The organism is Pseudarthrobacter sp. WHRI 8279 (genome assembly GCF_040224115.2).
Taxonomy (GTDB): domain Bacteria; phylum Actinomycetota; class Actinomycetes; order Actinomycetales; family Micrococcaceae; genus Arthrobacter.
In genome coordinates this window covers 2,014,525-2,036,708 of sequence record NZ_CP168162.1, presented here as the reverse complement: position 1 = coordinate 2,036,708, position 22,184 = coordinate 2,014,525, and the positions used below count along the sequence as shown (strand labels likewise).

At 63.0% G+C, this 22,184-nt stretch carries 25 protein-coding genes; 5 read left to right on the top strand and 20 right to left on the bottom strand.

Annotated elements, in window-relative coordinates:
* Positions 1-85 precede the first annotated feature (85 nt).
* From ABRP28_RS09230 to ABRP28_RS09220, 3 genes are all read left to right on the top strand, one after another.
* Positions 86-1,096 carry a DNA-directed RNA polymerase subunit alpha gene (locus ABRP28_RS09230; RefSeq protein WP_013601812.1) on the top strand — a complete coding sequence of 337 codons (1,011 nt, stop codon included), beginning with the start codon at positions 86-88 and terminating at the stop codon, positions 1,094-1,096.
* A gap of 68 nt (positions 1,097-1,164) precedes the next feature.
* Positions 1,165-1,761 (top strand): 50S ribosomal protein L17, encoded by a 597-nt coding sequence (rplQ, locus tag ABRP28_RS09225; protein WP_231454765.1) that lies wholly within the window; start codon positions 1,165-1,167, stop codon positions 1,759-1,761.
* A gap of 32 nt (positions 1,762-1,793) precedes the next feature.
* The gene (locus ABRP28_RS09220) at positions 1,794-2,687 is read left to right on the top strand and encodes a tRNA pseudouridine synthase A (protein WP_350002058.1); all 894 of its coding nucleotides are present in this window, start codon (positions 1,794-1,796) and stop codon (positions 2,685-2,687) included.
* Positions 2,688-2,750: 63 nt separating this feature from the next.
* Here the strand turns inward: ABRP28_RS09220 and ABRP28_RS09215 are convergent, their stop codons facing one another.
* Positions 2,751-4,418, bottom strand: coding sequence for an ATP-binding protein (locus ABRP28_RS09215; RefSeq protein ID WP_350002056.1), 1,668 nt, complete (start codon positions 4,416-4,418; stop codon positions 2,751-2,753).
* Positions 4,419-4,669: 251 nt separating this feature from the next.
* Here ABRP28_RS09215 and ABRP28_RS09210 point away from each other — a divergent pair, with 251 nt between their 5' ends.
* Positions 4,670-5,458, top strand: coding sequence for a response regulator transcription factor (locus tag ABRP28_RS09210; protein WP_350002055.1), 789 nt, complete (start codon positions 4,670-4,672; stop codon positions 5,456-5,458).
* 7 nt (positions 5,459-5,465) lie between these two features.
* On the opposite strand, the gene ABRP28_RS09205 is transcribed toward ABRP28_RS09210, so the two are convergent.
* The 19 genes from ABRP28_RS09205 to ABRP28_RS09115 form a co-directional block, all read right to left on the bottom strand.
* On the bottom strand, positions 5,466-5,930 hold the full coding sequence (locus ABRP28_RS09205) for an Hpt domain-containing protein (RefSeq protein WP_350002053.1): 465 nt from the start codon (positions 5,928-5,930) through the stop codon (positions 5,466-5,468).
* Between the two features lie 93 nt (positions 5,931-6,023).
* Positions 6,024-6,908 carry a type II secretion system F family protein gene (locus tag ABRP28_RS09200; RefSeq protein WP_350002051.1) on the bottom strand — a complete coding sequence of 295 codons (885 nt, stop codon included), beginning with the start codon at positions 6,906-6,908 and terminating at the stop codon, positions 6,024-6,026.
* Between the two features lie 7 nt (positions 6,909-6,915).
* Positions 6,916-7,848, bottom strand: coding sequence for a type II secretion system F family protein (locus ABRP28_RS09195; RefSeq protein WP_350002049.1), 933 nt, complete (start codon positions 7,846-7,848; stop codon positions 6,916-6,918).
* An 8-nt stretch (positions 7,849-7,856) separates the two neighbouring features.
* Positions 7,857-9,392 carry a CpaF family protein gene (locus tag ABRP28_RS09190; RefSeq protein ID WP_350002047.1) on the bottom strand — a complete coding sequence of 512 codons (1,536 nt, stop codon included), beginning with the start codon at positions 9,390-9,392 and terminating at the stop codon, positions 7,857-7,859.
* Positions 9,392-10,588, bottom strand: coding sequence for an AAA family ATPase (locus tag ABRP28_RS09185; RefSeq protein ID WP_231454758.1), 1,197 nt, complete (start codon positions 10,586-10,588; stop codon positions 9,392-9,394). The genes ABRP28_RS09190 and ABRP28_RS09185 overlap by 1 nt, the downstream gene beginning before the upstream one ends.
* Positions 10,585-11,322 carry an RcpC/CpaB family pilus assembly protein gene (locus ABRP28_RS09180; protein WP_350002045.1) on the bottom strand — a complete coding sequence of 246 codons (738 nt, stop codon included), beginning with the start codon at positions 11,320-11,322 and terminating at the stop codon, positions 10,585-10,587. Before ABRP28_RS09180 ends, ABRP28_RS09185 begins: the two co-directional genes overlap by 4 nt.
* 29 nt (positions 11,323-11,351) lie before the next feature.
* Positions 11,352-12,392 (bottom strand): TadE/TadG family type IV pilus assembly protein, encoded by a 1,041-nt coding sequence (locus ABRP28_RS09175; protein ID WP_350002044.1) that lies wholly within the window; start codon positions 12,390-12,392, stop codon positions 11,352-11,354.
* Entirely contained in the window at positions 12,380-12,754 is a 375-nt protein-coding gene (locus ABRP28_RS09170; protein WP_350002042.1) for a TadE family protein, read from the bottom strand. Before ABRP28_RS09170 ends, ABRP28_RS09175 begins: the two co-directional genes overlap by 13 nt.
* An 89-nt stretch (positions 12,755-12,843) precedes the next feature.
* Positions 12,844-13,050 carry a Flp family type IVb pilin gene (locus ABRP28_RS09165; protein WP_350002040.1) on the bottom strand — a complete coding sequence of 69 codons (207 nt, stop codon included), beginning with the start codon at positions 13,048-13,050 and terminating at the stop codon, positions 12,844-12,846.
* Positions 13,051-13,310: 260 nt separating this feature from the next.
* Positions 13,311-13,523, bottom strand: a complete 213-nt coding sequence (locus ABRP28_RS09160) for a Flp family type IVb pilin (protein WP_350002038.1) — start codon at positions 13,521-13,523, stop codon at positions 13,311-13,313.
* Positions 13,524-13,531: 8 nt separating this feature from the next.
* Positions 13,532-14,404, bottom strand: coding sequence for a type II secretion system F family protein (locus ABRP28_RS09155; protein WP_350002037.1), 873 nt, complete (start codon positions 14,402-14,404; stop codon positions 13,532-13,534).
* A gap of 10 nt (positions 14,405-14,414) precedes the next feature.
* Positions 14,415-15,368, bottom strand: coding sequence for a type II secretion system F family protein (locus ABRP28_RS09150; protein ID WP_350002036.1), 954 nt, complete (start codon positions 15,366-15,368; stop codon positions 14,415-14,417).
* Entirely contained in the window at positions 15,368-16,825 is a 1,458-nt protein-coding gene (locus tag ABRP28_RS09145) for a CpaF family protein (protein ID WP_350002034.1), read from the bottom strand. Before ABRP28_RS09145 ends, ABRP28_RS09150 begins: the two co-directional genes overlap by 1 nt.
* Positions 16,822-18,021 carry an AAA family ATPase gene (locus ABRP28_RS09140; RefSeq protein WP_350002033.1) on the bottom strand — a complete coding sequence of 400 codons (1,200 nt, stop codon included), beginning with the start codon at positions 18,019-18,021 and terminating at the stop codon, positions 16,822-16,824. Before ABRP28_RS09140 ends, ABRP28_RS09145 begins: the two co-directional genes overlap by 4 nt.
* Positions 18,018-18,803, bottom strand: coding sequence for an RcpC/CpaB family pilus assembly protein (locus ABRP28_RS09135; RefSeq protein WP_350002031.1), 786 nt, complete (start codon positions 18,801-18,803; stop codon positions 18,018-18,020). Before ABRP28_RS09135 ends, ABRP28_RS09140 begins: the two co-directional genes overlap by 4 nt.
* Before the next feature lie 20 nt (positions 18,804-18,823).
* Complete coding sequence (locus ABRP28_RS09130) at positions 18,824-19,828, bottom strand: TadE/TadG family type IV pilus assembly protein (RefSeq protein WP_350002030.1); 1,005 nt, start codon at positions 19,826-19,828, stop codon at positions 18,824-18,826.
* A complete protein-coding gene (locus ABRP28_RS09125; RefSeq protein ID WP_350002027.1) occupies positions 19,816-20,214 on the bottom strand; it encodes a TadE family protein in 399 nt (132 codons plus the stop codon). Before ABRP28_RS09125 ends, ABRP28_RS09130 begins: the two co-directional genes overlap by 13 nt.
* 81 nt (positions 20,215-20,295) lie before the next feature.
* Positions 20,296-20,496 (bottom strand): Flp family type IVb pilin, encoded by a 201-nt coding sequence (locus ABRP28_RS09120; protein ID WP_374152962.1) that lies wholly within the window; start codon positions 20,494-20,496, stop codon positions 20,296-20,298.
* Between the two features lie 279 nt (positions 20,497-20,775).
* Positions 20,776-21,441: a prepilin peptidase gene (locus ABRP28_RS09115; RefSeq protein WP_374152961.1), complete on the bottom strand. Its 666-nt coding sequence runs from the start codon at positions 21,439-21,441 to the stop codon at positions 20,776-20,778.
* A gap of 294 nt (positions 21,442-21,735) precedes the next feature.
* On the opposite strand from ABRP28_RS09115, the gene rplM reads away from it, so the two are divergent.
* Positions 21,736-22,179, top strand: coding sequence for a 50S ribosomal protein L13 (rplM, locus tag ABRP28_RS09110; protein WP_015937805.1), 444 nt, complete (start codon positions 21,736-21,738; stop codon positions 22,177-22,179).
* The last annotated feature ends 5 nt before the right edge of the window (positions 22,180-22,184 follow it).

Genomic DNA, 22,184 nt, shown 5'->3' with positions numbered 1-22,184 from the left:
CAAGCCCAGCACGTTAAGTCTTCAGACCGAATTTCCACCACCTGTGTTGCGTCATATAGCGGATGCTCGCCGAAAGGAAACCTAAGTGCTCATTGCACAGCGCCCCACCCTCTCCGAAGAGGTAGTCTCCGAAAACCGTTCGCGTTTCATCATTGAACCGCTGGAACCGGGCTTCGGCTACACCCTCGGAAACTCCCTCCGCCGTACCCTGCTCTCCTCCATCCCCGGTGCTGCCGTAACCAGCATCCGGATCGATGGCGTGCTGCACGAGTTCACCACGGTTCCGGGTGTCAAGGAAGATGTCACTGAGATCATCCTGAACATCAAGAGCCTCTCGGTTTCCTCCGAGCACGATGAGCCGGTTGTTGCCTACCTGCGCAAGCAGGGCCCCGGAGTCGTCACCGCCGCGGACATCGCTCCGCCGGCCGGCGTCGAATTCCACAACCCGGATCTGCACATCGCCACGCTGAACTCGAAGGGCAAGTTCGAACTCGAACTGACCATCGAGCGCGGCCGCGGCTACGTTTCGGCAGCTCAGAACAAGTCCGGCGACGCAGAGATCGGCCGTATCCCGGTCGACTCCATCTACTCGCCGGTGCTGAAGGTTACTTTCCGCGTGGAAGCAACCCGTGTTGAGCAGCGCACCGACTTCGACAAGCTGATTGTCGACGTCGAGACCAAGCAGGCCATCGCCCCGCGCGATGCCGTCGCTTCCGCAGGCACCACCCTGGTGGAGCTCTTCGGTCTGGCACGTGAGCTGAACACCGCAGCTGAAGGTATCGAGATCGGCCCGTCGCCCACCGACGCTGCCCTGGCAGCCGACATGGCACTGCCGATCGAGGATCTGGACCTCACCGTCCGTTCCTACAACTGCCTCAAGCGTGAGGGCATCCACACCGTGGGTGAACTCGTTGCCCGCTCCGAGGCTGACCTGATGGACATCCGCAACTTCGGTGCCAAGTCCATTGACGAGGTCAAGGCAAAGCTGGTTGAACTGGGCCTGTCCCTCAAGGACTCGCCTCCCGGTTTTGACCTCGCAGCACGCGCCGCAGCAATCGAAGAGGACGACGCCGCCTTCGGCGACGACGAACTCTAAACCAGACCTTGGCCGGCGGGCCGCACCACGGTGTGCAGCCCACGGCTTCCATTTGAGGAGAAACAACTATGCCTACCCCCACTAAGGGTCCGCGCCTCGGAGGCGGCCCGGCTCACGAGCGCCTCATGCTCGCGAACCTGGCAGCATCCCTGTTCGAGCACAAGCGGATCACCACCACGGTGACCAAGGCCAAGCGCCTGAAGCCGTACGCAGAGCGCCTGGTGACCTTCGCCAAGCGTGGCGACCTCGCTTCCCGCCGCCGGGTCCTCGGCCTGATCAGCAACAAGGGCGTCGTCCACGAGCTGTTCACTGACATCGCCCAGGCTGTGGAGAACCGCGACGGCGGCTACACCCGCATCACCAAGATCGGCAACCGCAAGGGCGACAACGCTCCCATGGCCGTCATCGAACTGGTGCTTGAGCCGGTTTCCGCCAAGCAGGCCGTTGTAGCCGAGGCTACTTCCGCCGCCAAGCGCGACGCCGACAAGAAGGAAGCCGCTGCTGCCCCGGTTGCAGAAGAGGCTCCCGAGGCTGAGGCCGCCGAGGCCCCCGCAGCTGACGAAGCTGCTGAGGCACCTGCTGCTGAAGAAGCTGCAACCGAAGAGGCCCCGGCCGCTGAGGAAGCACCCGAGGCTCCCGCAGCCGAGGAAAAGGACGCGAAGTAATTCGCTGATTTTCTTCGCATAGACTTGAGTCTATGAACGACCAAAAACCCGCGGCCCCCGTATTGGGGGGCGGCGGGTTTTTGCGTGTCCGGCTTGATGTGTCCTACGACGGCGGCCCCTTCAGCGGGTGGGCGCTTCAGCCGGGCCGGAAGACCGTGCAGGGCGTCCTTGAGGAAGCCCTGCACCTGCTGGTCCGCCGGCCCATCCGCGTGACGGTCGCCGGCCGCACAGACGCCGGGGTGCATGCCCGCGGTCAGGTGGTCCACCTGGACCTGACGGAAGCCGAGTGGCAGGGACTGCCGCGGGGGCACGAACTCGATCCCGCCGTCGCCATGCTGCGCCGCATCCGGGGCGCGCTGAGCCGGATCCTGGGGGACTTGACAGGCGCCGTGGAGGTGCACAGCATCTCGCTGGCGCCGGAGGGCTTCGACGCCCGCTTCTCAGCCCTCTGGCGGCGGTACAGCTACCGGATCGCGGACGGCCCGGCCCTCTGGGACCCGCTGGAACGCTACTTCACCCTGTGGCACAAGAACCCGCTGGATGTGGTGCTGCTGAACGAGGGCGCGTCAAAGCTGCTGGGGCTCCAGAACTTCCTGTCCTTCTGCAAACCCCGCGAAGGCGCCACCACCATCCGTGAGCTCCAGCGCTTCGAGTTCGCGCGGGGGGAGGACGGCGTCATTGTGGCCACGGTGCAGGCCGATGCGTTCTGCCACAACATGGTGCGCGCCCTGATCGGTTCTGCCCTTTACGTGGGGGAGGGCGTGGAGGGACCCGGCTGGCTGCATGAGCGGCTCCTGGCGAAGAAGCGGGACGCGAAATCGGTGCTGGCCGCGCCGCATCCCCTCGTGCTGGAAGAGGTCGCCTATCCCTCGAACGACGAGCTGCTGGCCCGGGCGGAGCTGACCAGGGCGCTGCGCGAGCACTAATCCCCACCCGCACCCTAGCCTCGCAAGCTCGGCCAGGGAACCCTGCGGGCGTGGGCCCAGCCTTCAGAACGACGGCGGCGGCCCGTCCGCAGGCAGGGTCACGGTGAAGGTGCTGCCCTTCCCCTGGCCGCTCTCGCAGCTGATGGTGCCGCCGTGGCCCTCCACGATCATCTTGGTAATGGACAGGCCCAGCCCCGCCCCCGAGATGGAGGCTTTCTGCGCTGCTTCAGTGCGGAAGAACCGTTTGAAGACCCTGGCGCTGTCCTCCAGGGAGATCCCCATTCCGGTATCGCTGACGCTGAGTTGGACCCAGTCCCCACCGGCACGGGCGCTGATGCTGACCGTGCCGCCGTCGGGAGAGTACTTAATGGCGTTGGAAACCAGGTTGTCCAGGGCCTGGCCGATCCGGAGCGGATCCGCGTAGGCCCACAGCGGCGAGGGAACGTCCGCAGTGAGCTGGATATGGGCCCGCTCGGCCAGGGCCTGCGCCGACCCCAGGGTGGTTTCCACCAGGCTGGCGAGGTCCGTCCTTTTCGGGTGCACGTTCAAGGCAGCCGACGCCGATGCCGACAGGTCCGCAACCAGCGCCAGCAGCCGCTCCGCGTTGCGCTGGACCACCCGCAAACGGTGGGCAAGCTGCGGCGGCAGGCCGGCGGCGTCGTCCAGCGCCAGGTCTATGTTGCCGATGATGGAGTTCAGGGGCGTCTTGAACTCGTGGGACACGTTGGAGACGAGCTCCTGGTTCGCGGCCAGCGCCTCCACCCAGCCGGTGACGTCCGTGTACACCACCACGGCGCCGTTGAAGCCGCCGTCCTCGTCCACCAAAGGCCTGGCCGCCGTCGACACCGCGCGCTGTTCCGCGCCCTCTCCGGCCCACACCAGGTAGTCCGCGAAGGATTCTCCTGCGATGGCGCGGCTGATGGGACGTTTCTCCGGCGGCAGCAGGGTCCGCCGGTCCTGCCCGAAGATCAGCTGGTGCCCCTGTCCGGGCACGGCGCCGTCCGCCCTGGTGGACTTGCGGAAATGCCGCTGCTGAATATTGGACACCAGGAAATGCCCGTAACGGTCGACGGCCGCAATTCCTACGTCTGTGGCGTCAAGGACCGTCTGGAGCAGCTTCTCCCGTTCCCGGCTTTCGTGCAGCAGTTTCCGCAGCTCCCTGTCCTTCTGCGCCAGTTCCTGCTGCTGGAGCCGGAGGTGCACGCTGGCGAAGCGGATGGCGAGGGAGACCGAGAGCATCATGAGGGGAAAGAGGAGCGTTGTGGTGACGTCCGAGGCAGTCAGATTGGGGAAACGCCCGGCCAGGGACGGGACCATGATGAGCATGGTGCCGAAAAAGCTCAGGACCAGGCTGCTGCGGGCCAGCATGCCCGAGGCAGAGAGCCAGATCACCGGGAAGACCGCCAGGACCGCCAAGCCAGGGAGCAGGGGAGCGGCGCCGTTCCGGAGCAGCCCGATGGCCAGGAAATCCAGGACCGGGATCAGCAGGTAGGGCCGGTGGGCCAGGCGCTCCCAGGGCACCAGGAGGCAGCCGAGGAAGAGGGCACCGTGAAGGAGGATGCCGGACAGGTAGAGGGGGCTGTGGACCAGTGTTGGCCAAGCGAAGGGAGTGGCCACAGCCAATGCCGCCACGATCAGTGTCAGCGGCAGCTGGCACAGGGCCACCTGCGCCCTAGGTCCGAGGCCACGGAAGAAGCGGGAAGGTCCGCGCTGGAACAGGTGCTCAGCCATAAAAGGGTTTCAGGCCCCGCTGGCTGGACCGGATGACAGGTCCGTAGGGGCACTGGAATTGCTGCGGCTCACTCCGGAGTATCCTCTCAGTTCATAATCCACACGTCTTGTCATAGTAATTGACTTTCCGAAATCAATGCGGAAAGGGATGTGATCAGCATGGCTTACTAGTAGCGTATAAATGGTTGGAGCGGGTATGGCATTGGCGCTGGGCTGATGGGGGGCCATGTCCGCCTGGCTCAGGGATATCAATGGACGAACTTGGTGTGGCTGTAGTAATTGAAGACGATGCCGATGTGCGCAACCTCCTTGAGGGCGTGCTGACCCAGGCAGGATTTGAAGTGCATACAGCGGTGGACGGACGAGCCGGTGTGGAAGTGGTCCGCAGCAAACAGGCCAATGTTGTCACGCTGGATATCGGGCTGCCGGACATCGACGGGTTCGAAGTATTGCGGCGGATCCGCCATTTCAGCAATGCCTACGTGGTGATGCTGACCGGCCGGACTGAGGAGCCGGACCTGTTGTCCGCCCTCAACGCCGGAGCGGATGACTACATTGCCAAACCCTTCCGGCCCAGGGAGCTCCGGGCACGGGTGGCGGCCATGATGCGCCGGCCCCGGCATGAGGTCAACGGTCAGAGGCCAGCGCCGGCGTGGGGAGCACCTGCCACCCCGGCTGCCGCGCCTGGCACCCACGACTCCGCCGTTTTGCAGCACAACGGCCTGACCCTCAACCACCGCACGCGGACGGTGGAGGTCAAAGGCGAGCCACTCGGGCTCACCCGCAGTGAATTCGACCTGCTCCATGTGCTGCTCCGAGGCGGCGGCGCGGTGTGCACCCGGGCTGACCTCGTACGGGCCGTGCGCGGCGAGTTCTATGACGAGGACACGTACATCAGCGAAGCGGACGAACGCGCCGTCGAAGTCCATGTGGGCAACCTGCGGCGCAAGCTCAAGGAGGACCAGCTCTCGCCCCGCTGGCTGCAAACGGTCCGCGGCGTGGGTTACCGGCTGGCTCCGAAGAGGCCGTTCGAAGAGTAGGCGGGAATCAGTCGTTTTCCAGGATGTAGGTGGCCTGGAGTTCGGAGACGGTCTGCCCGCCGTCCGCCGCCACGCGCTTCATGAGCGCCTGGCCCTGGCCGAAGTCGCCCAGGCGGATCACGGACTCCAGCAGTTCGGCGAGTTTCGCCAGGCGGAGGCCGCCCACCATGGCGGACGTGATCTTCAGGCTGATGACGGCGTCCAGGGCTGAGTCGCTGTCCTGGTTCTCCACGGCTGCTGCGAGCCGGGTGTAGCGCTGGTCCCACATGGCCGCATAGTCGCGGGCGAAGCGCTGGGCGAGGCCGGAGCCGGCCAGTTCGTCGTCCAGCTCCTCGAGGACGGCGGCGTCAACGAGCGGCAAGAGACCGGCCGCTTCCTGTGGCAGCGCGGCTCCGGCAGCTGAAGCGATCCCTGGCTGCAGAGAGCCCGCAGCGGCGGCCTCGCGGCTGGTGCCGGGATCTTGACTGTGCATTGTTCAAGGCTACTTCCTGAAATTCTTCCGTTGTCCTATTTCGGGTGATCCTGTGGAAACCTTGAGCCATATTTCGGCCCGGACTGCGCTGGCTTACTGTCCGCTGAAGGTAACCACGGTGTTGATGACGGCTGGCCCAAGAATGGCAATAAAGAGAACCGGGAATATAAAGAAGAGCAGCGGAAAGAGGATCATTACCGGGAGTTTCATCGCCTTTTCCTCGGCCCGCTGGCGCCGCTTGACCCGCATCACCTTGGCCTGGACCCGCAGCACGCGGCTGATGGCAATACCGTACGTGTCCGCCTGGACCACGGCCTGCACAAAGCTGCGCAGCTCCGGAATATTGGTCCGTTCCGCCAACGCCGTATAGGACTCACGCCTACTGCGGCCCACCTGCATGTCCTGCAGGGTCCTTACCAGTTCTTCCGCCAGCGGGCCCTTGCCGTTTTCCCCTGCGCGGGCCATGGCGCCTTCAAAGCCGAGCCCCGCTTCCACGGAAATCAGCATCTGGTCGAGGGTGTTGGCCAGTTCCAGCTGCATGATCTTCTGGCGTTCCTGCCCCTTGCTGTAGAGCAGGAGGTCCGGGATGAAGTAGCCCAGGAACAGCAGGAACAGGCCTGCGAGCTTCATCAGCGGAGTGCTTCCGATGGCCGTCAGGTAGATGCCTACCGTGATGCCCGCCAGGCCTATCGCCAGCTTGGAGCCGAGGACCTTGCCCAGCGGCATCGAGGCGGGCCGGCCGGCGAGGGCCAGCAGCCGGTCAAGGAAGGCGACATAGGCAGGAGGCGTCAGGCGCCGGCCGATGCCTTCAAGCATCCCTGGTTTGCCGGCGGCGGCAACCGCCACGGGTGCGGCACCGCGGGACAGGAGGTCGTTGACGGCGACGCGGCCCTGCTTGTCCACCGTCAGGACGGACCACGCCATCCCGGCCAGGGGGACGCAGACCATCAGGATGGAGAGGAGAACTGTCAGGTTCATGGCTTCCTCAGAACTTCAGGTCGATGATCTTGCGCATCCACAGGGCGCCGATGGTCATGAGGACAAACGAGGCCCCGATCATGGCCCAGCCCAGGGGATGGGTGAACATGGAGTTCATGTAGTTGGGACTGACAGCGAGCAGCATGGCCACAATTCCGAACGGCATGGCGATGAGGATGTAGGCGGAGAACTTGCCTTCGGCGGCCAGGGCCTTGATGTGGCCTTTGATTTCGGCGCGCTCGCGGATGGTTTCGTTAACCTGGTCCAGGACGTCGGCCAGGTTGCCGCCCACCTCGCGGTTGATTTGGATGGCTTGGGAGATCCAGATGAAATCCTCGTTCTTCATCCGGTCGGCGGTGTCGTTGAGGGCGGCCAGCAGGTCGCGGCCCAGGCTGGTCTCCGTGATCACGCGCCGCATCTCCTCCGACGTCGGCTTCTGCGACTCCGCTGCCGCAGCATCAATGGCGCGCAGGATGCTGTGCCCGGCGCGGAGGCCGCCGGAGAGGAGCTGGAGGGTGTCTCCCAGCTGGCTGTCGAAGGTGGCCCGCCGTTTACCGGCCAGGAATCCCAGGACGAGTTTCCCAATGAAGGGCGCCAGCAGCGCCAGGAGCAGCCCCACCAAAGGGCCGACCGTGACCGTGCCTACCAGCATCCCCACGCCGGCGCCGATTCCCACCAGCAGGAAGAACTCGGCCTGGCTGAGCCGGAGCCCGGCGTTCTCGAGCTCGGGCCGGGTAAAGAGGGAGATGCTCCGGCCGGCGAGGAGCCGCTCAAAGGAACGGACGGCGGAGAGCGCCACGCGCGTAAGGGAGGACTGAGGGTCGGGATCAAAAGGACGACGGCGGTCCAGCGGCACGTCCGGCGCGCTGGGCAGAAGGATAGCGGCACCGAACAGGGCTACGGCTATCAGCAGGATGGCGGTTCCGGCAGCAAGGATCATGGCGGCCGTCACCGTCCGCCGTGGTTCTGGCCGGCGGTGGGCTGGCCCGCCACCGCCTGGGGTCCGGCGAAAACGCCGGGGGAGACGTGGATGCCCAGGTCTTCGAACCGGTCGATGAACCGGGGCCGGATTCCGGTGGCCACGGGTTTGCCCAGGAAGCGGCCCTGCGCGTCCACTCCGGCGGAGTAGTCAAAGACGAAGGCGTCCTGGAGGGTCACGATGTCCCCTTCCATCCCCTGGACTTCGGTGACGTGAGTGATGCGGCGGGAGCCGTCACGGAGCCGGGAGATCTGCACAATGAGGTTGACGGCGGAGGCGATCTGTTCGCGGATGGCGCGCAGCGGCAGGTCCATGCCGGCCATCAGCACCAGGGTTTCGAGCCTGGCCACCGCGTCCCGGGGGGAGTTGGAGTGGACCGTTGAAAGGGAGCCGTCGTGGCCGGTGTTCATGGCCTGGAGCATGTCCAGTGATTCCCCGCCGCGGACCTCGCCCACCACGATCCGGTCCGGGCGCATACGCAGCGAGTTCCGGAGCAGTTCGCGGATGGTCACCTCGCCCTTGCCCTCGGTGTTCGGCGGGCGGCTTTCGAGCCGGACCACGTGCTGCTGCTGGATCTGGAGCTCCACGGCGTCCTCGATGGTGACGATCCGTTCGTCCGCGGGCAGGAAGGAGGACAGGACGTTCAGGAGGGTGGTCTTGCCGGTGCCGGTACCGCCGGAGACGATGATGTTCAGCTTCGCTTTAACGCAGGCGTTGAGCAGCTCGGCCATTTCGGGCGTGAGCGTGCCGAAATCGATGAGGTTGCGGACGGTCAGCGGGACCTTGCTGAACTTACGGATGGTCAGCGAGGATCCGCCCACGGCCAGCGGCGGGATCACGGCGTTGACACGGGAGCCGTCCTCGAGGCGGGCGTCCACCAGTGGTGAGGACTCGTCAATGCGGCGGCCCACCTTGGACACGATCCGCTCGATGACCTTCCGCAGGTGTTCCTCGGAGCTGAAGCGGGACTCGGTCAGCGTCAGTTTGCCCTTGCGTTCCACATAGATCTGGTCCATCCGGTTGACCATGATTTCGGTGACGGCGGGATCGTCCAGCAGTCGCTGGAGTGGGCCGAAGCCCAGGACGTCGTCGGAAATGTCCTGGACAAGCCGGGTCCGTTCCTCAGGCGTCAGCGGAACCTGCTCGGCGTCGATGATCCGCGTCAACTCCTCCTTGGCCGTGCTCCGCAGCTCCTGCTCGGTGGCCGTCGCGTCGTTGAAGCGCGCGCCCATCCGCTCGAAAAGCGCGGTGGCCGCGCGGTGCTTCATGGCGGCGAAGACGTCCACGGACTGTGCCTTGGGCACCGAGGGAGCTGAAGGCACGGCGGAGGCACCGGCGTCGGACGTTGGAATGACGACCTCGGGAGCGGCGGGAAGGTGCCGCGACTCGCCCTCCCGGGTCCTGGCCGGTGCGGCCGCCGGACGCGGGGATTCGAGCACGGCAACGCTGCTGCCGGCGGACTGGTTACGGTCCTGGACCGCGCTGATCCGTTCGGAGAGTTTCATCAGATGACCACCCTTCGGTGCAGCTTCCGCTGGGTCTGGGTACGCCAGGCCGGGTTGAAGCGCTCCACCAGCTGGCGGAGGCTCTTGACGGCCGGGTCCTTTTTGGATTCCTGGAGGACGGGGATGCCGCGGTTGGTGGACAGGGCCACGGCGCGGGACCGGGGAACGCTGACGTCCACCGGGGCGCCGATGGTGGACTCGACGTCGCGGACATTGAGGCCGGCTTTGGCGTCGGCCATGTTCAGGACCACGTGCCGGGATTCGGGCATGATCTCCAGCTGGCGGAGCACCTCCAGGCCTGAGCGGAGGCCGCGGAGGCTGGGGATGTCCATGGCGCTGACCCAGACAACGTCGGTGCACTGCTCCATGGCGGCGAGGCCGATTTCGGGCATGCCGGGGGCGGTGTCCAGGACCACGTACTGGAATTCCTGGGACAGCTGCTCCAGCAGGTGGGTGATCTGGTCCGGCGTGATGTGGTCCGCGTCCACCGGGTTCGGCGGGGCGCACAGTGCGTAGATCCCGGCCGGGTGGACCGTGAGGAATGCCTTGAGGACCAGGGAGTCCTGGGCTGCGGCGGGGGTGACGGCGTCCGTGACCGTGTGCTCGGGGTTGAGGTAGAGGCCGGAGGCGACGTCGCCGAATTGCAGGTCAAGGTCCACGATGACCACGCTCATGGGCGCGATCTGGCCCAGGCCGATGGCGATATTGGTTGCCAGGGTGGTCTTGCCGACGCCGCCCTTGGGGGAGAACACGCCGATCACCAGGCCCTTGCCGCCGTTGTCCGCCGCTTGCGTCTCGGGGCTCCGGTGGCGGGTGGCGAAGGACTGGCAGGCACGCTCCAGCAGCACGCGGATCTCGGCGGCGTCGGCCTGCGGGCTGAGGATGTCCCGGATACCGGCGCGCATGGCGTGGACCAGGAAGGACGGCTCGATGTCGCTGACCAGCACCAGGCTGAGGCCCGGGAGCTGGACGTCGAAGACCTTGGCGAACCGCAGCGCCTCCTCGTAGGGGACGTCCGGGCCGATGATGAGGACTTCGGGCTGCTCCTGATTGAGGAGGGCGAACAGCTCGGCGGGGCCCGCGGGGAGGATGTCCGAGGCGATGGTCTGGACGGAGCCGCGGAGGCCGTGGGCGACGGCGGCGCGCAGCTTCTGGTCGAACTCGCCGCTGGGGGAGAGGAGGACGAACCGGCTCACTTGTAGACCACTTCCTTGCGTTCGATCCGGGGTCCGTTGTCCTGGGCGTCGAGGGGTTCCTTGGTGAGCCAGAGGCTGCCGTTGATTGACGTGAAGATGATCTTGCTGGCGTCAACGTCGCTGACGGCCACGGTCAGCATGAGGGATCCTTCGGGGAGAGCAGTGTTCTCTTCGGTCTCGGCGGTCTCGGCGCTCGCAGCCCCTTGGACTCCGGTGACGAGAACCTTGCGGAGGGTGAGCTGGGTGGTGGCGTCCTCTGCTCTAGCCTTGTAGGCGCCGTTTTCGAAGTTCAGCGAGATGCCAACGTGGTCTCCGACATTGACCCGGCCGCCGACGACCCGCTGCGGCTCCAGCTGGAAGGAAACTTCCTGGAGGCCGGCGGGAACCTCGACGGCGCCGTGTTCCTTGACATCGGCGGGCGCGACGAGCCGCTCGGCCAGGAGCTGTTCCCCTGGAACCAAGTCCACGGCGCTGACGGTGTTGGCCTTGCCTTCAAGGGTGCTGAGGGCGCTGTCTGACTTGCCTGCTGCCGGGACCTTCTCGACAACCAGGGAGGCAGCCATGTCGTTGACCGGAGTGCCTGCGGGGATGGCGGTCTTGACCACCAGGACGTCCACGGGTTCGGTGGAGGCGAGGGCCCGCCGGTCCGCGCCATTGGCGTAGAAGATGATGAGGAGGGCTCCCACGAGCGCCAGGGCAACCGCGGCCGTTCCGGCGAGCAGGCGAGACTTCACTTTCAGCTCCTGAATATCTGGGGTGGTGGCTAGAGGGTGGGGCGGGCGATGACGGCGCCGTATTCGTCAACGGGCCCGAGGGTGTAGCCGTCGGCGAGGGAAACGTATTTGACGAAGCTGCCGATGACGCCGCGGCACTCGCCGCGGCATTCCGTGGCGGAGGTGACGCCCGTCGTCGTCGACGCCCTGTTTTGGAAGGTGTAGGGGAGGGACGAGTCTCCGCTGAACTTCCAGCCGGTGACCTTGAAAGCCGCGAAGGAGACAAGCCCGTAGACGGCGCCGGCGCCGGTTCCGGTGACTTTGTTGAACACCGGGAGGAGGACGATGACGTCGCGGCCGGCGGTGATGTCGCTGGCCCAGCGGTTCAGTTCGGTGGAGCAGTTGCCAGGGGCGTTGTTGCCGGGGTCGCTGCCGCCTTCGCTGACGGCTAGGTCGATGGTGCCGCCGCACGCACCGGCGTCCTGGACCAGCCAGCCGAAGCCGCCCTGCACTGCCGCTCCGGACGGGCCGTAGTTGCAGTCGGCGTTGGCGTTCTTTCCGTGTTCCTGGAGGAGCTGGAGCCCCGTGCCGATCTTGTCCTTGACCTGGCAGATGGAGAACGCCAGGGGGAATGCGGTGAGGCCGGCCCGGGGGCTGCCCCAGACGGCCGATCCCCGGGCACCCACCTCTTTGGTGGGAACGCCGAGGACGTCCGCGAAGAAGAGGGAGACGGAATTGTCCGTGCCGCCGGCCTCTTTCGCGGAGGTGGTGACACTGACTTTCCGGGCGGTTTTGTCGAGCTCGATGGTGTGCACCTTGCTCATGCCGTCCAGGGCGTTCTGGTTGGCGAGGCTCGCCGCGAGGGTGGACGTCGTGGAACACACCGGATCCGCATCGTCCCGTGCGCACTTCTGCGCCAGGGCAATGGCGGAGGCGTCGGCGCCGTTCTGCAGCTGTGCGCGTTCCGAGTAGATCACCCCGACGTCAACGGAGATCGCCACGAACCCGAGGAGGGTCACCAGGAGGATGGCCACGATGACGCTGATGGCACCGCGTTCGTTTTGTGCTTTGTCCTCGGTCAGCCGCCGCACAGCATGACCCCCTTGCCGGTCATCGGGAAGGGTCCGGCAATGCCGGTGATGGTGGACAGGTTGTACTTGATGGTGAGGGTCACTTGGGCGCCTGTGCTGCACGCGTTGGTGCTGAGCGTGATGTCCGTGGCGGGGATGCTGGTGCTGACGGATGCTGCGGCGTTCTGGGCTGCTGTCTTTGCACCGGCGGGATCGTTGCCGATGGCCATTACCCGGACGCCGTCGCGGGCTGCGTTGGTGAGGGTGATCTGGGCGTTGTAGGCGCGGCCGAACTCGATGGTTCCGAGGACAAGCATCAAGAGGAGGGGCAGCAGGATCGCGAACTCGACGGCGGCTGCACCGCGTTCCGAATCGTGTGACACCTGCTGCACCTCCTCTTGGATGACTCGTGTTCTGTGCCTGCTTCTTTGAGGCGGTGCGGTTCCGATATGGGGGGCCGGAACCGAGCTGACTAAGGGGTGGTGGGCGCGAGCTCGTTGTTGACGGAGTCGAAGAATCCGTCGAGGGTGCCGCCCAGGGTGTTGACAGCAACGATGATGACGACGGCGATGAGGCCCACCATGATGCCGTATTCAACGGCGGTAGCACCCTTCTCTTCGTTGAGTCGGTTCTTGAGGTTGAAGCCGAGGGTCTGAAGTGTAGCGATGAGAGAAAGCATTTGTACTCCTGAGCGAGACGGATGGCTGGCCCTGCACCAGCACTAAAACGAAGGTAGCAAGCAGATTTGCCTCCAATCCCGGATCTTGGAGCATCCTGCGCAAAGGCTTTACGCGGTGTATTTCTCCTGCGCTTTTGCTGGGTTCTCGCTGCGCTAACGCTGGATTTCGCAAGGCAGTGGGCACACAAGCGGACCCCCTCGGTTCTGGGTGCCGAGGGGGTCCGGTATATGGGGCGCCTGGCGGCGCTGTAGCGGGGAGACTACGGGATTCCTAGAGCAGTCTTCACGCCAGTGGTGAGGAAACCGAAAAACAAATTGAGTGAGGTCCCGAACAGGCCCACACCGGCGACAATCACCATGGCTATGAACCCAGTGAGGATGCTGTACTCCGTGGCGGTGGCGCCGCGTTCTTGGTCGCCCAGGCCGGTGAAGAACGCGGCTACGTAGTGCACGATCCTAGTCAGTCGATTCATAATTCATCCTAGGAAAAGGCGGCGACGATGTTCATGAGGGCCGGCCCCAGCAGGATGATGAAGAGGGTCGGAAAAATAAAGAAGATGAGAGGAAAGAGGATCTTCACTGGAATCTTCATCGCGTGTTCCTCCGCCCGCTGGCGGCGCTTGAGCCGCATCTCATGGGCCTGAACCTTCAGTACCTTTGCGATGGCAATGCCGTACGCATCGGCTTGGACAATGGCCCGAATGAATGAGCGGAGGTCGGGTACGTCGACGCGGTCAGACATTGCCAGGTAGGCCTCCTTGCGAGAGCGTCCCACCTGCATATCCTGCAGAGTGCGGGTCATCTCATCTGCCAGCGGTCCGCTGCCATTTTGCGCAGTACGGGCCATCGCGGCTTCGAATCCCAGGCCAGCCTGCACCGAGATCAGCATCTGGTCCAAGGTGCTAGGCAGCTCCTGGCGGATTTTGGCCCTCCGCTTCTCAGCATTGGTGCGTACCAGTAGGTCCGGTGCGAAGTACCCGAATGCCAGTGCTGCGACAAGAATGGCAAAGCGTGCGGGAGCCGGCGAGGCGAGGAAGTTGAAAAGCCCAAGGACGCCCGCGCCGAGCGCCAGCATCGGCTTTACGATCAGTAGCCGCTCCAGGGGCCATTCTTTCGGTCGGCCCACGGCCGCCAGTTGCTTGTCCAGCCAGGCAACGTAGCCTCCTGGCGTGACTTTGAGTGCAATGTCGCCGAACTCTGCCGCGAGGTTCTGCGGCGCCGCAATCCTTGCGCGCTGACCAAGATTGGCTTGGATGTTCCTTAAGGCAACCCTGTCCGTCGCCGCGACGGACCATACCAAGTACGTGATGGGCAGAATTATGGCCAGTATTGCCCCAAATGCCATGGGTGACATGTCGACCCTCCTAGTACTTCGGTTTGATCAAGCGGCTGAGCCAGAAGCCGCCGGCTGTGAGCATTACAGCTGCGGCCCCAAGCATGAGGAATCCTGGAACAGTGCTGGTGAACGTCTTGGCGTACTGCGCGTTGATCAGGATCAAAGCAAAGAAAAGCACCACCGGGAGTCCCATGAGAACCGCCGCTGACATCTTTCCTTCTGCACTGAGGGCCTTGACCTGGCGTCTGATCTGATTCCTATCTCGGATGGTCTCACCCACGTGGTCAAGCACCTCAGCAAGGTCGCCGCCGACTTCCCGGTGTATATCGATGGCCTGCGAGATCCACGCAAAGTCTTCACTGCCGGTGCGTGCGGAGACGTCGATCATGGACTCCCCAAGGTCCCGGCCAATCCTGGTTTCATTGACGATTCGGCTCAGCTCCTCGGACATTGGAGCATCCGTCTCCCGAGCAGAAGCATCAATTGCGCGCATCAGGCTGTGCCCTGCCCGCATGCTCCCCGTCAGCATTTGCAGTGTGTCCGGGAGCTGCTCGTCGAACTTGCTCTTGCGGCGCGAGGTCAACAGGGAAAGGTAAGCCATCATGCCGGCGGGTACGACGGCGAGCATAAGAATCGCGAAGAACAGCCCGCCCAAGAGGAATCCGAAGACGGTGCCAGCGACTGTGCCTGCGCCCATCATGAGCAGGAAGTCGGCGGGTTGTGTTTTTAGGCCTGCCCGTTCGAGTTTCTCCCGGCTGACCAGGAAGTCGTTCTTTCCCTTCAGCTGCTTGTTAATAGCCCCCACCGCCGAATCGGTCAAGACTGTCAGCCTTGAGCTAGCAGAGGCGACATCCGGCCGTCGCCGCGAGAGGGGGATCGCGCTTCCGGGCTTGAGGACGACGACGAACAGAACGATCATCGCAGTGAAGATCATTAGCACGCCCGCCACCAACATCAGCATTGGGGCTTCTGGAGTCTCCATCACCGTCCCCTGACCGCTTGCGCGCCGAATACGACTGGAGAGATCTTGATGCCCAGCTCCTCGAAACGGTCTGTGAAGCGTGGCCGTACCCCTGTGGGAATCGGCTTCCCCAGGAAACGCCCGTTGGCATCTATGCCTGCCGAGTAGTCGAAGACAAAGGCGTCCTGAAGCGTGACGATGTCTCCTTCCATTCCCTGGACCTCCGTAATGTGCGTTACCCGCCGGGATCCGTCACGAAGCCGTGAAATATGCACAATGAGGTTTACGGCTGAAGCGATCTGCTCTCGGATAGCTCTAAGCGGTAGATCCATCCCGGCCATGAGGACCAGGGTCTCAAGACGGGCGACTGCATCCCTGGGGGAGTTTGCGTGGACCGTTGAGATCGAGCCGTCGTGCCCCGTGTTCATTGCCTGGAGCATGTCTAGGGACTCACCCCCGCGGACTTCACCAACAACAATCCGGTCTGGCCTCATGCGAAGCGAGTTTCGCACCAGGTCGCGGATTGAAACTTCACCCTTACCCTCGATATTGGCAGGTCGGCTTTCCAGCCTCACCACGTGGTCTTGCTGGAGTTGCAGCTCGACCGCGTCCTCAATAGTCACGATGCGGTCCGTGGCTGGGATGAACGACGACAGAACATTCAGCATGGTCGTCTTTCCGGTGCCGGTACCGCCGGAGACGATGATGTTCATCTTGGCGAGAACGCATGCCTGGAGGAGCTCGGCCATCTCGGGGGAGAGGCTTCCAAAGCCGATGAGCTTCTGAACCGTAAGGGCCTCCCTGCCGAACTTTCGGATGGTCAGGGACGCCCCATTGACGGCGAGCGGGGGAATGATGGCGTTCACACGTGAACCATCTGGCAGGCGGGCATCCACGAGGGGTGAAGACTCGTCGATCCTCCGGCCGATGCGCGTCACGATGCGCTCAATCACTCGGCGAAGCGCCTCTTCTGAGCTGAACTTAGTATCCGTGAGGAACAGGTGGCCGTTACGCTCCACATAGATCTGGTCAGCCCGATTGACCATGATTTCAGTGACCGTAGGGTCGTCCAAGTAGCGCTGCATCGGCCCATGGCCCAATACATCGTCGATTATTTCCCGGGTTAGCCGCTGGCGCTCTCCCTGTGACAGGGGGACCTGTTCTTCATCGACGACCGCCTTGAGCTCGTCCTTGACGAACTGATGTAGCTCAGATTCCTCCAAGGAGGAATCTGTAATCCGAGAACCAAGACGCTCATAAAGGGCCTGGCTGGCGCGCTCTTTCAGACCCGACAAGGCTTCGCTTGCGTTTCCGGTGGTCACCTCCATCGCAGCGGGGGCCTGAGCTTGTTGCGTCGCCTGGGCCTGCTGGATGGCGCCTAGGGTAGCTGGCTGTTGCTGTGAGGTGGAAGACGCCGGCACCTCAAGGCCGCTGACTTCGTCGCCGCGCAACTTCGCGAATCGGTGTGAGAGAGTCACTGGACTACCGCCCTTCTGTGCAGCTTCTTGCGTGGAGCCTCCCAGTTGGGTTTGAAGCGCTCCACCAGCTGCCTGAGGCCTTTCGCTGCCGGGTCCCTACTCCCGTCTTGCAGTAGGGGAACGCCTTTATTAGTCGAGAAGGGGACATTCCTGGAACGGGGAAGGACTATGTCTACCGGAGCACCGATCGTCGCTTCTACGTCCTGAACCGTGAGGCCGGTCTTGCGGTCGGCCATGTTGAGGACCACGTGTCGATGATCTGGGAGCAGGTCAAGCTCCGAAAGAATCTGGAACCCGGTTCGCAAACCCCGAATGCTCGGGATGTCCATGCCGCAAACCCAAACAGCATCTGTGGCTTGTTCCAGGGTTGCGAGGACGTGTTCACCAAGCCCAGGAGCCGTATCCACCACTACGTATTGGAATTCGGTGCGGAGCTGGCGCAAGAGGTGGCTGATGTGTTCGCCGCTAATCCTGTCCATATCAATAGGGTTGCGGGGGGCACAGAGGACGTAGATGTTGCCGGCGTGCAGTGTCAAGTACGTCTTGAGGACCATGGCATCCTGGCTCGCCGCACCAACAACTGCGTCCGTGATGGTGAAGTCGGGCTCCAGCATAAGACCGCTGCCGATGTCACCGAACTGGAGATCCAGATCCACCACAACAACGCTCATCGGAGCGATTTGTCCCAGACCGATGGCGAGGTTGCTGGCAATCGTTGTTTTGCCAACGCCACCCTTGGGCGACATGACGGCGATTACCCGGCCTCCCTCGGTAGTGGGGCGTTCCGCCGTGTTGGGACCCAGTCCGCGTCGACGTCCCGCCGCAGCAAGGCTTGCGCGTTCCACCAAAGCCCGCACCTGGTCCATGTCGGCCGAGGGCGGAAGGAGATCCCGGATGCCTGAACGCATGGCGTTCAGTGCCAGCTCGCCGTCGTCGTCCCCAGCCAAAACAATGCTGATCTCGGGGTACTGCAGGTCCATGATGGCTGCGAACTTTAGTGCCTCATCCTGGGGCAGGCCGGGGCCAAGGATCAGGACCTCGGGCGGTTCGCCGGCTTGCTGCCGAAGGATGTCCTCCGGAGATTCGGGCAGGTATGCCGCCTGGAAGTACTGGAGCGATCCGCTCAAGGGGGCTACGGATGCCCGTACTTTGCGTTCATAATCTACGGAGGGTGAGATCAGAATGAAGCGGCTCATCGGAATACCTTTGTCTGGTTGACGACTCCGCTGGTGCCCTCGGTGGCGCTCGCAGGCTCCTTCGAGAGATAGATCTTCCCGAATTCTGCTGCGTACACCAGCTTCTCGGCATCAACGGCGTTCCTGGCGAATGTGATGAGGTAGGAGTCGCTGGACGTCTGCTTGTCCTGGTTGTTTGCATTGAGGGCACCCTGCGAACTGGCCTGGGTTGCCTCGCCCTGCGTCTGCGCTGCCTGGCCTGAGCTGAACTGGACCGCTGTCACGAGGACTTTGTGGAAAGTCAGCTGTGTCCCGCTGCCACCCTCATCGTCGGCCGAAGAAGCGCCATCGCCGAGTGAAATGAATACGCCCACCGTATCTCCGGCCTCTATCTTGCCGCCGACAACGCGGTCGATGCTGAGACGTACGGTGATTTCCTGGAGACCTTCGGGAACCTCGACCCTCGCGGGACCCAGAAACGCATTCGCGTCAACCAGGCGGCTGGTGAGCAATTGCTCTCCAGGCTTTAGTCCGACGGCCGTTACCTTCGAACCGAGGGATTCAAGGTCGTCGACGACTCCTTCGGCCACTGCTATTCGAGGAACCGTCTTCGTGGTGACATATTGGCTCAGTTGGCTGGCCGGCGTCCCCGCGGCAACCTCCTGCTTGACCACAAGGACGTCTTCCGTTTCCGTGTTTGCGAGGGCCCTGCGATCCGCGCCCTGCACATAGTTGAAGAGTAGGACGGTGCCTATGATTGCGACAACCAATGCGGCAATGCCTCCCAGTAGGCGTGCTTTCATTACTTTCCCCTTTGGTGGAACTACTTGATAAGTCGTATTTCCGACGTGCCCAGGTCCGTCCCGCCGGGAACGCTGCTACCGGAGCCGATGGTGATGTATTCGATGAACTGACCGATGATGCAGCGGTCTTGCCCTGCACTACAGGCGAGGGCACTGGTCATTCCAGGATCACTGGCAGTGTTGCGGAACTCGTATTCGTGGTTGTTGCCGAACTTCCAGCCCCAGATCTTGAACGTTGCGTAGCCAATGATGTTGAAGCTTCCCGTGTTGCCGGTGCCTGATGATGTATCAAAAACCGGGAATTGGACCTTGACCTCCCCGCCGGCCAAAATCGTGTCCTTCCAGCCAGTGAGGATTGCGGAACAGCCGCTAGGCGGATTGTTACCCGGGTCTGAGGCCATGCCTGTTGTTCCAACTGTGGTAACGGCGTTGCACGGCGAAGACTCATCGACCCACCCCCAACCGCCAGGAATTTCTGTCCCTGACGGACCAGTGCATGTGGCACCGGGCTTGTACGAAATTTTCTGGACTCCTGCGGTGGGGCTTGCGGAAGTCAGGTTGTAGCAGTCCTCCGACAGCACCAGAGGAAATCCCGAGCCACCCCCCGGAGGTTGAATGCCGGCAGTTGCCTGTGCACCGACTGTCACCGAGCCTGCATTCAGTGCATTTGCAAAAAGGTTCGTCAGAAAACTGGACGAACCGTTGATTGTTGACGTCGTGACCGTGACCTGTCCGGGGACGCTGAGATCAACCACGGCTTTGCTGGCGGTGTCGTTGGAATTGGTATTGGCAAGCCCGTCTGCCAGGGCTGTAGTGCAGGGGCCATTTTTGCAGCTGAGGGCTACGGCCATCGCTCCTGCGTCGGCGCCGTTTTGAAGCTGTGCCCGCTCGGCGTATATCTGCCCTACGTCTACGGCCATCGCGCCTGCCCCAATGAGGACCAGCATCATCACGGCGACGGTGACGCCGGCTGCGCCGCGTTCATTTGAAGCTACAGCTCGTGCTTTTCTGTTTAGCCGCCGCATTGCATGGCTCCTTTGCCCGTTAGTGAAAGACCCGAGCCGAAGAAGCCCGTGAGCGTCGATCCGTTGTAGGTGACGGTCACAAGGGCGGTCGATGCCGGCGTCGCTGCGGGACACGTTGCTGCCGAATAGTCGAAAGCAAGTAAGGCTGGATTGATTGAGGGTGCCCCCGCTTGACCCGCGGCAGTCGCCTTCGCCACGTCCTTTGTGATGGCCATGGTCCTGGCTGCTTCCCGCGAGGCCTGAGTGACAGAGACCTGAACGTTGTAGGCGTTTGAAAACTCGATGATTGCGATAATGATCGCGACCAGAATCGGGGCGACTAGGGCGAACTCGACCGCAACTGCGCCACGCTCGTTGTGCTGCGCGTTTTTTTGACTGCGTTTCAACGTGTCCCCCTGGACGGTTGCAGCGTGAGAAATTGGTTCGGTGTGCCGCGCTGGCGGCGCGGCACACCGAATGAGACTGTGCTACCAGCCAGTGACTGTGGTACCCAAGGTGCTGAACCAGGTGTTAAGTGCTCCGCCAAAAGCGCCGACACCTACTACGAGGACCAGAGCGATCAGCCCGACAAGCAGGGAGTACTCTGTCGCTGTTGCTCCCTTTTCCGACTCGAAGCGCTCCTTGATGCCAGCGATGAAAGCAGTCATTGAGACCATGAGAGAAGTCATTGTAGTTTCCTTTAATTCGGTGAAATGGGTTTATGTGATTTCAACGAATTTCCAGCTGCCCCCATAAATCCTTAGCGGCTGGACTTCGCTAAGAAGAGATTGTCATTTGGGCGGTGGGGGCAACAATGCGTAGTGGTACTCGACTTTTTGAAGGGGTGTCAAAAGTACGTACTCGAAAGATGGGGGCGGTACTCAGGTAGGCAGGCGAGTACAGTGGCCCGCTACTTGGAAGGAGGCGCCCAGGCATAGGGAGCGCCTGGACTCGCGCTAGAAATAGGACTACAGAATGAAGAGGCTGGCCCCTGCGAGAGCACCGAGCATGGACGGCCCATGAGCCACTTCTGAGGCTTTGCTCCGGTCTTTTCTGCTAAGAATCATTACTGTGACAACGCCGTTGAGGATGAAGCCCAGGAGGCCGCCGTACAGCAGTTGGCTCCAACCTAGGTACCCGAGGTAGAGACCGACAGGTGCGGCGAGCTTTACATCGCCCATTCCGATGGCGCCCGGGGAAATAAGGCCCAAGCTGAGGTAGCCAGCGAAGAGAATCAAGGCTCCGAGTGCCGCGCGAAGCAGATCACCGGCCTGCATATTAAGAAATCCTGGCATTAGCAATAGCAGGAATCCGCCGGCAAGCAGTAAGAGCACGAGCGGGTTGGGCAGCAAATGCAGGGCGATGTCGATCCGGGACAGCTGCACGCCGAGAATTGCCAGGAACAGGAAAGCCGGCAGGGCCAATCCCAAGCCGAACCGCAAACTAAAGGCGACGCAAAGAACGGCGGTAATAGCCGCCGTCGTAATTCTGACAGGGACAGCAGGAAGGCCGCCCATGCGGGGAAGGCGCTTGGCAATGAGGGTCTCGGCGAGGGGGGAGAGGACTATCCCTAAGAGGGCGGCTGCGGTCACCAGCAGCCACACGAAGGAACCATCTGTACCCGATGCAACCACGCGACCCCCTGCGTCCGTCAGGCCGGCAGGTCCTTGGGCAACCTCCGGCTACCCCATTTTGACCCTGAACCCCTTAACGCGCTAATCTTGGGAGTCGTTGTGCGTGTCCTATTCCGATGGTGCGTGCCCGCTTGAGAATCCGGTTGCAGGATAACTACTCAACGTGCACATTCGGAACCACAGGATGACTGGTTACATAGAGCCCTCACCTCTGTTCCGGTAGCGCGCAGATAGTAGGTGCACGAGCTAGTGACACCTAAACAAGAACGCCAGAACAAGAACGAGGCAAACACCGTGCGTACGTACACCCCGAAGCCCGGCGATATCAACCGCCAGTGGCACGTCATTGACGCCACAGACGTTGTCCTTGGTCGTCTCGCGAGCCAGACCGCAATCCTGCTGCGCGGCAAGCACAAGGCCACCTTTGCGTCCCACATGGACATGGGCGACTTCGTCATCATCATCAACGCTGAAAAGGTTGCCCTCACCGGCGCCAAGCTGGAGCAGAAGCGCGCATACCGCCACTCCGGTTACCCGGGCGGCCTGACCTCCGTCAACTACGCGGAGCTCCTGGAATCCAACCCGGTCCGCGCCGTGGAGAAGGCCATCAAGGGCATGCTCCCCAAGAACTCCCTCGCTGCCCAGCAGCTGGGCAAGCTGAAGGTCTACCGCGGTGCTGAGCACCCGCACGCCGCCCAGCAGCCCAAGACTTTCGAAATCACCCAGGTCGCCCAGTAGTCCTG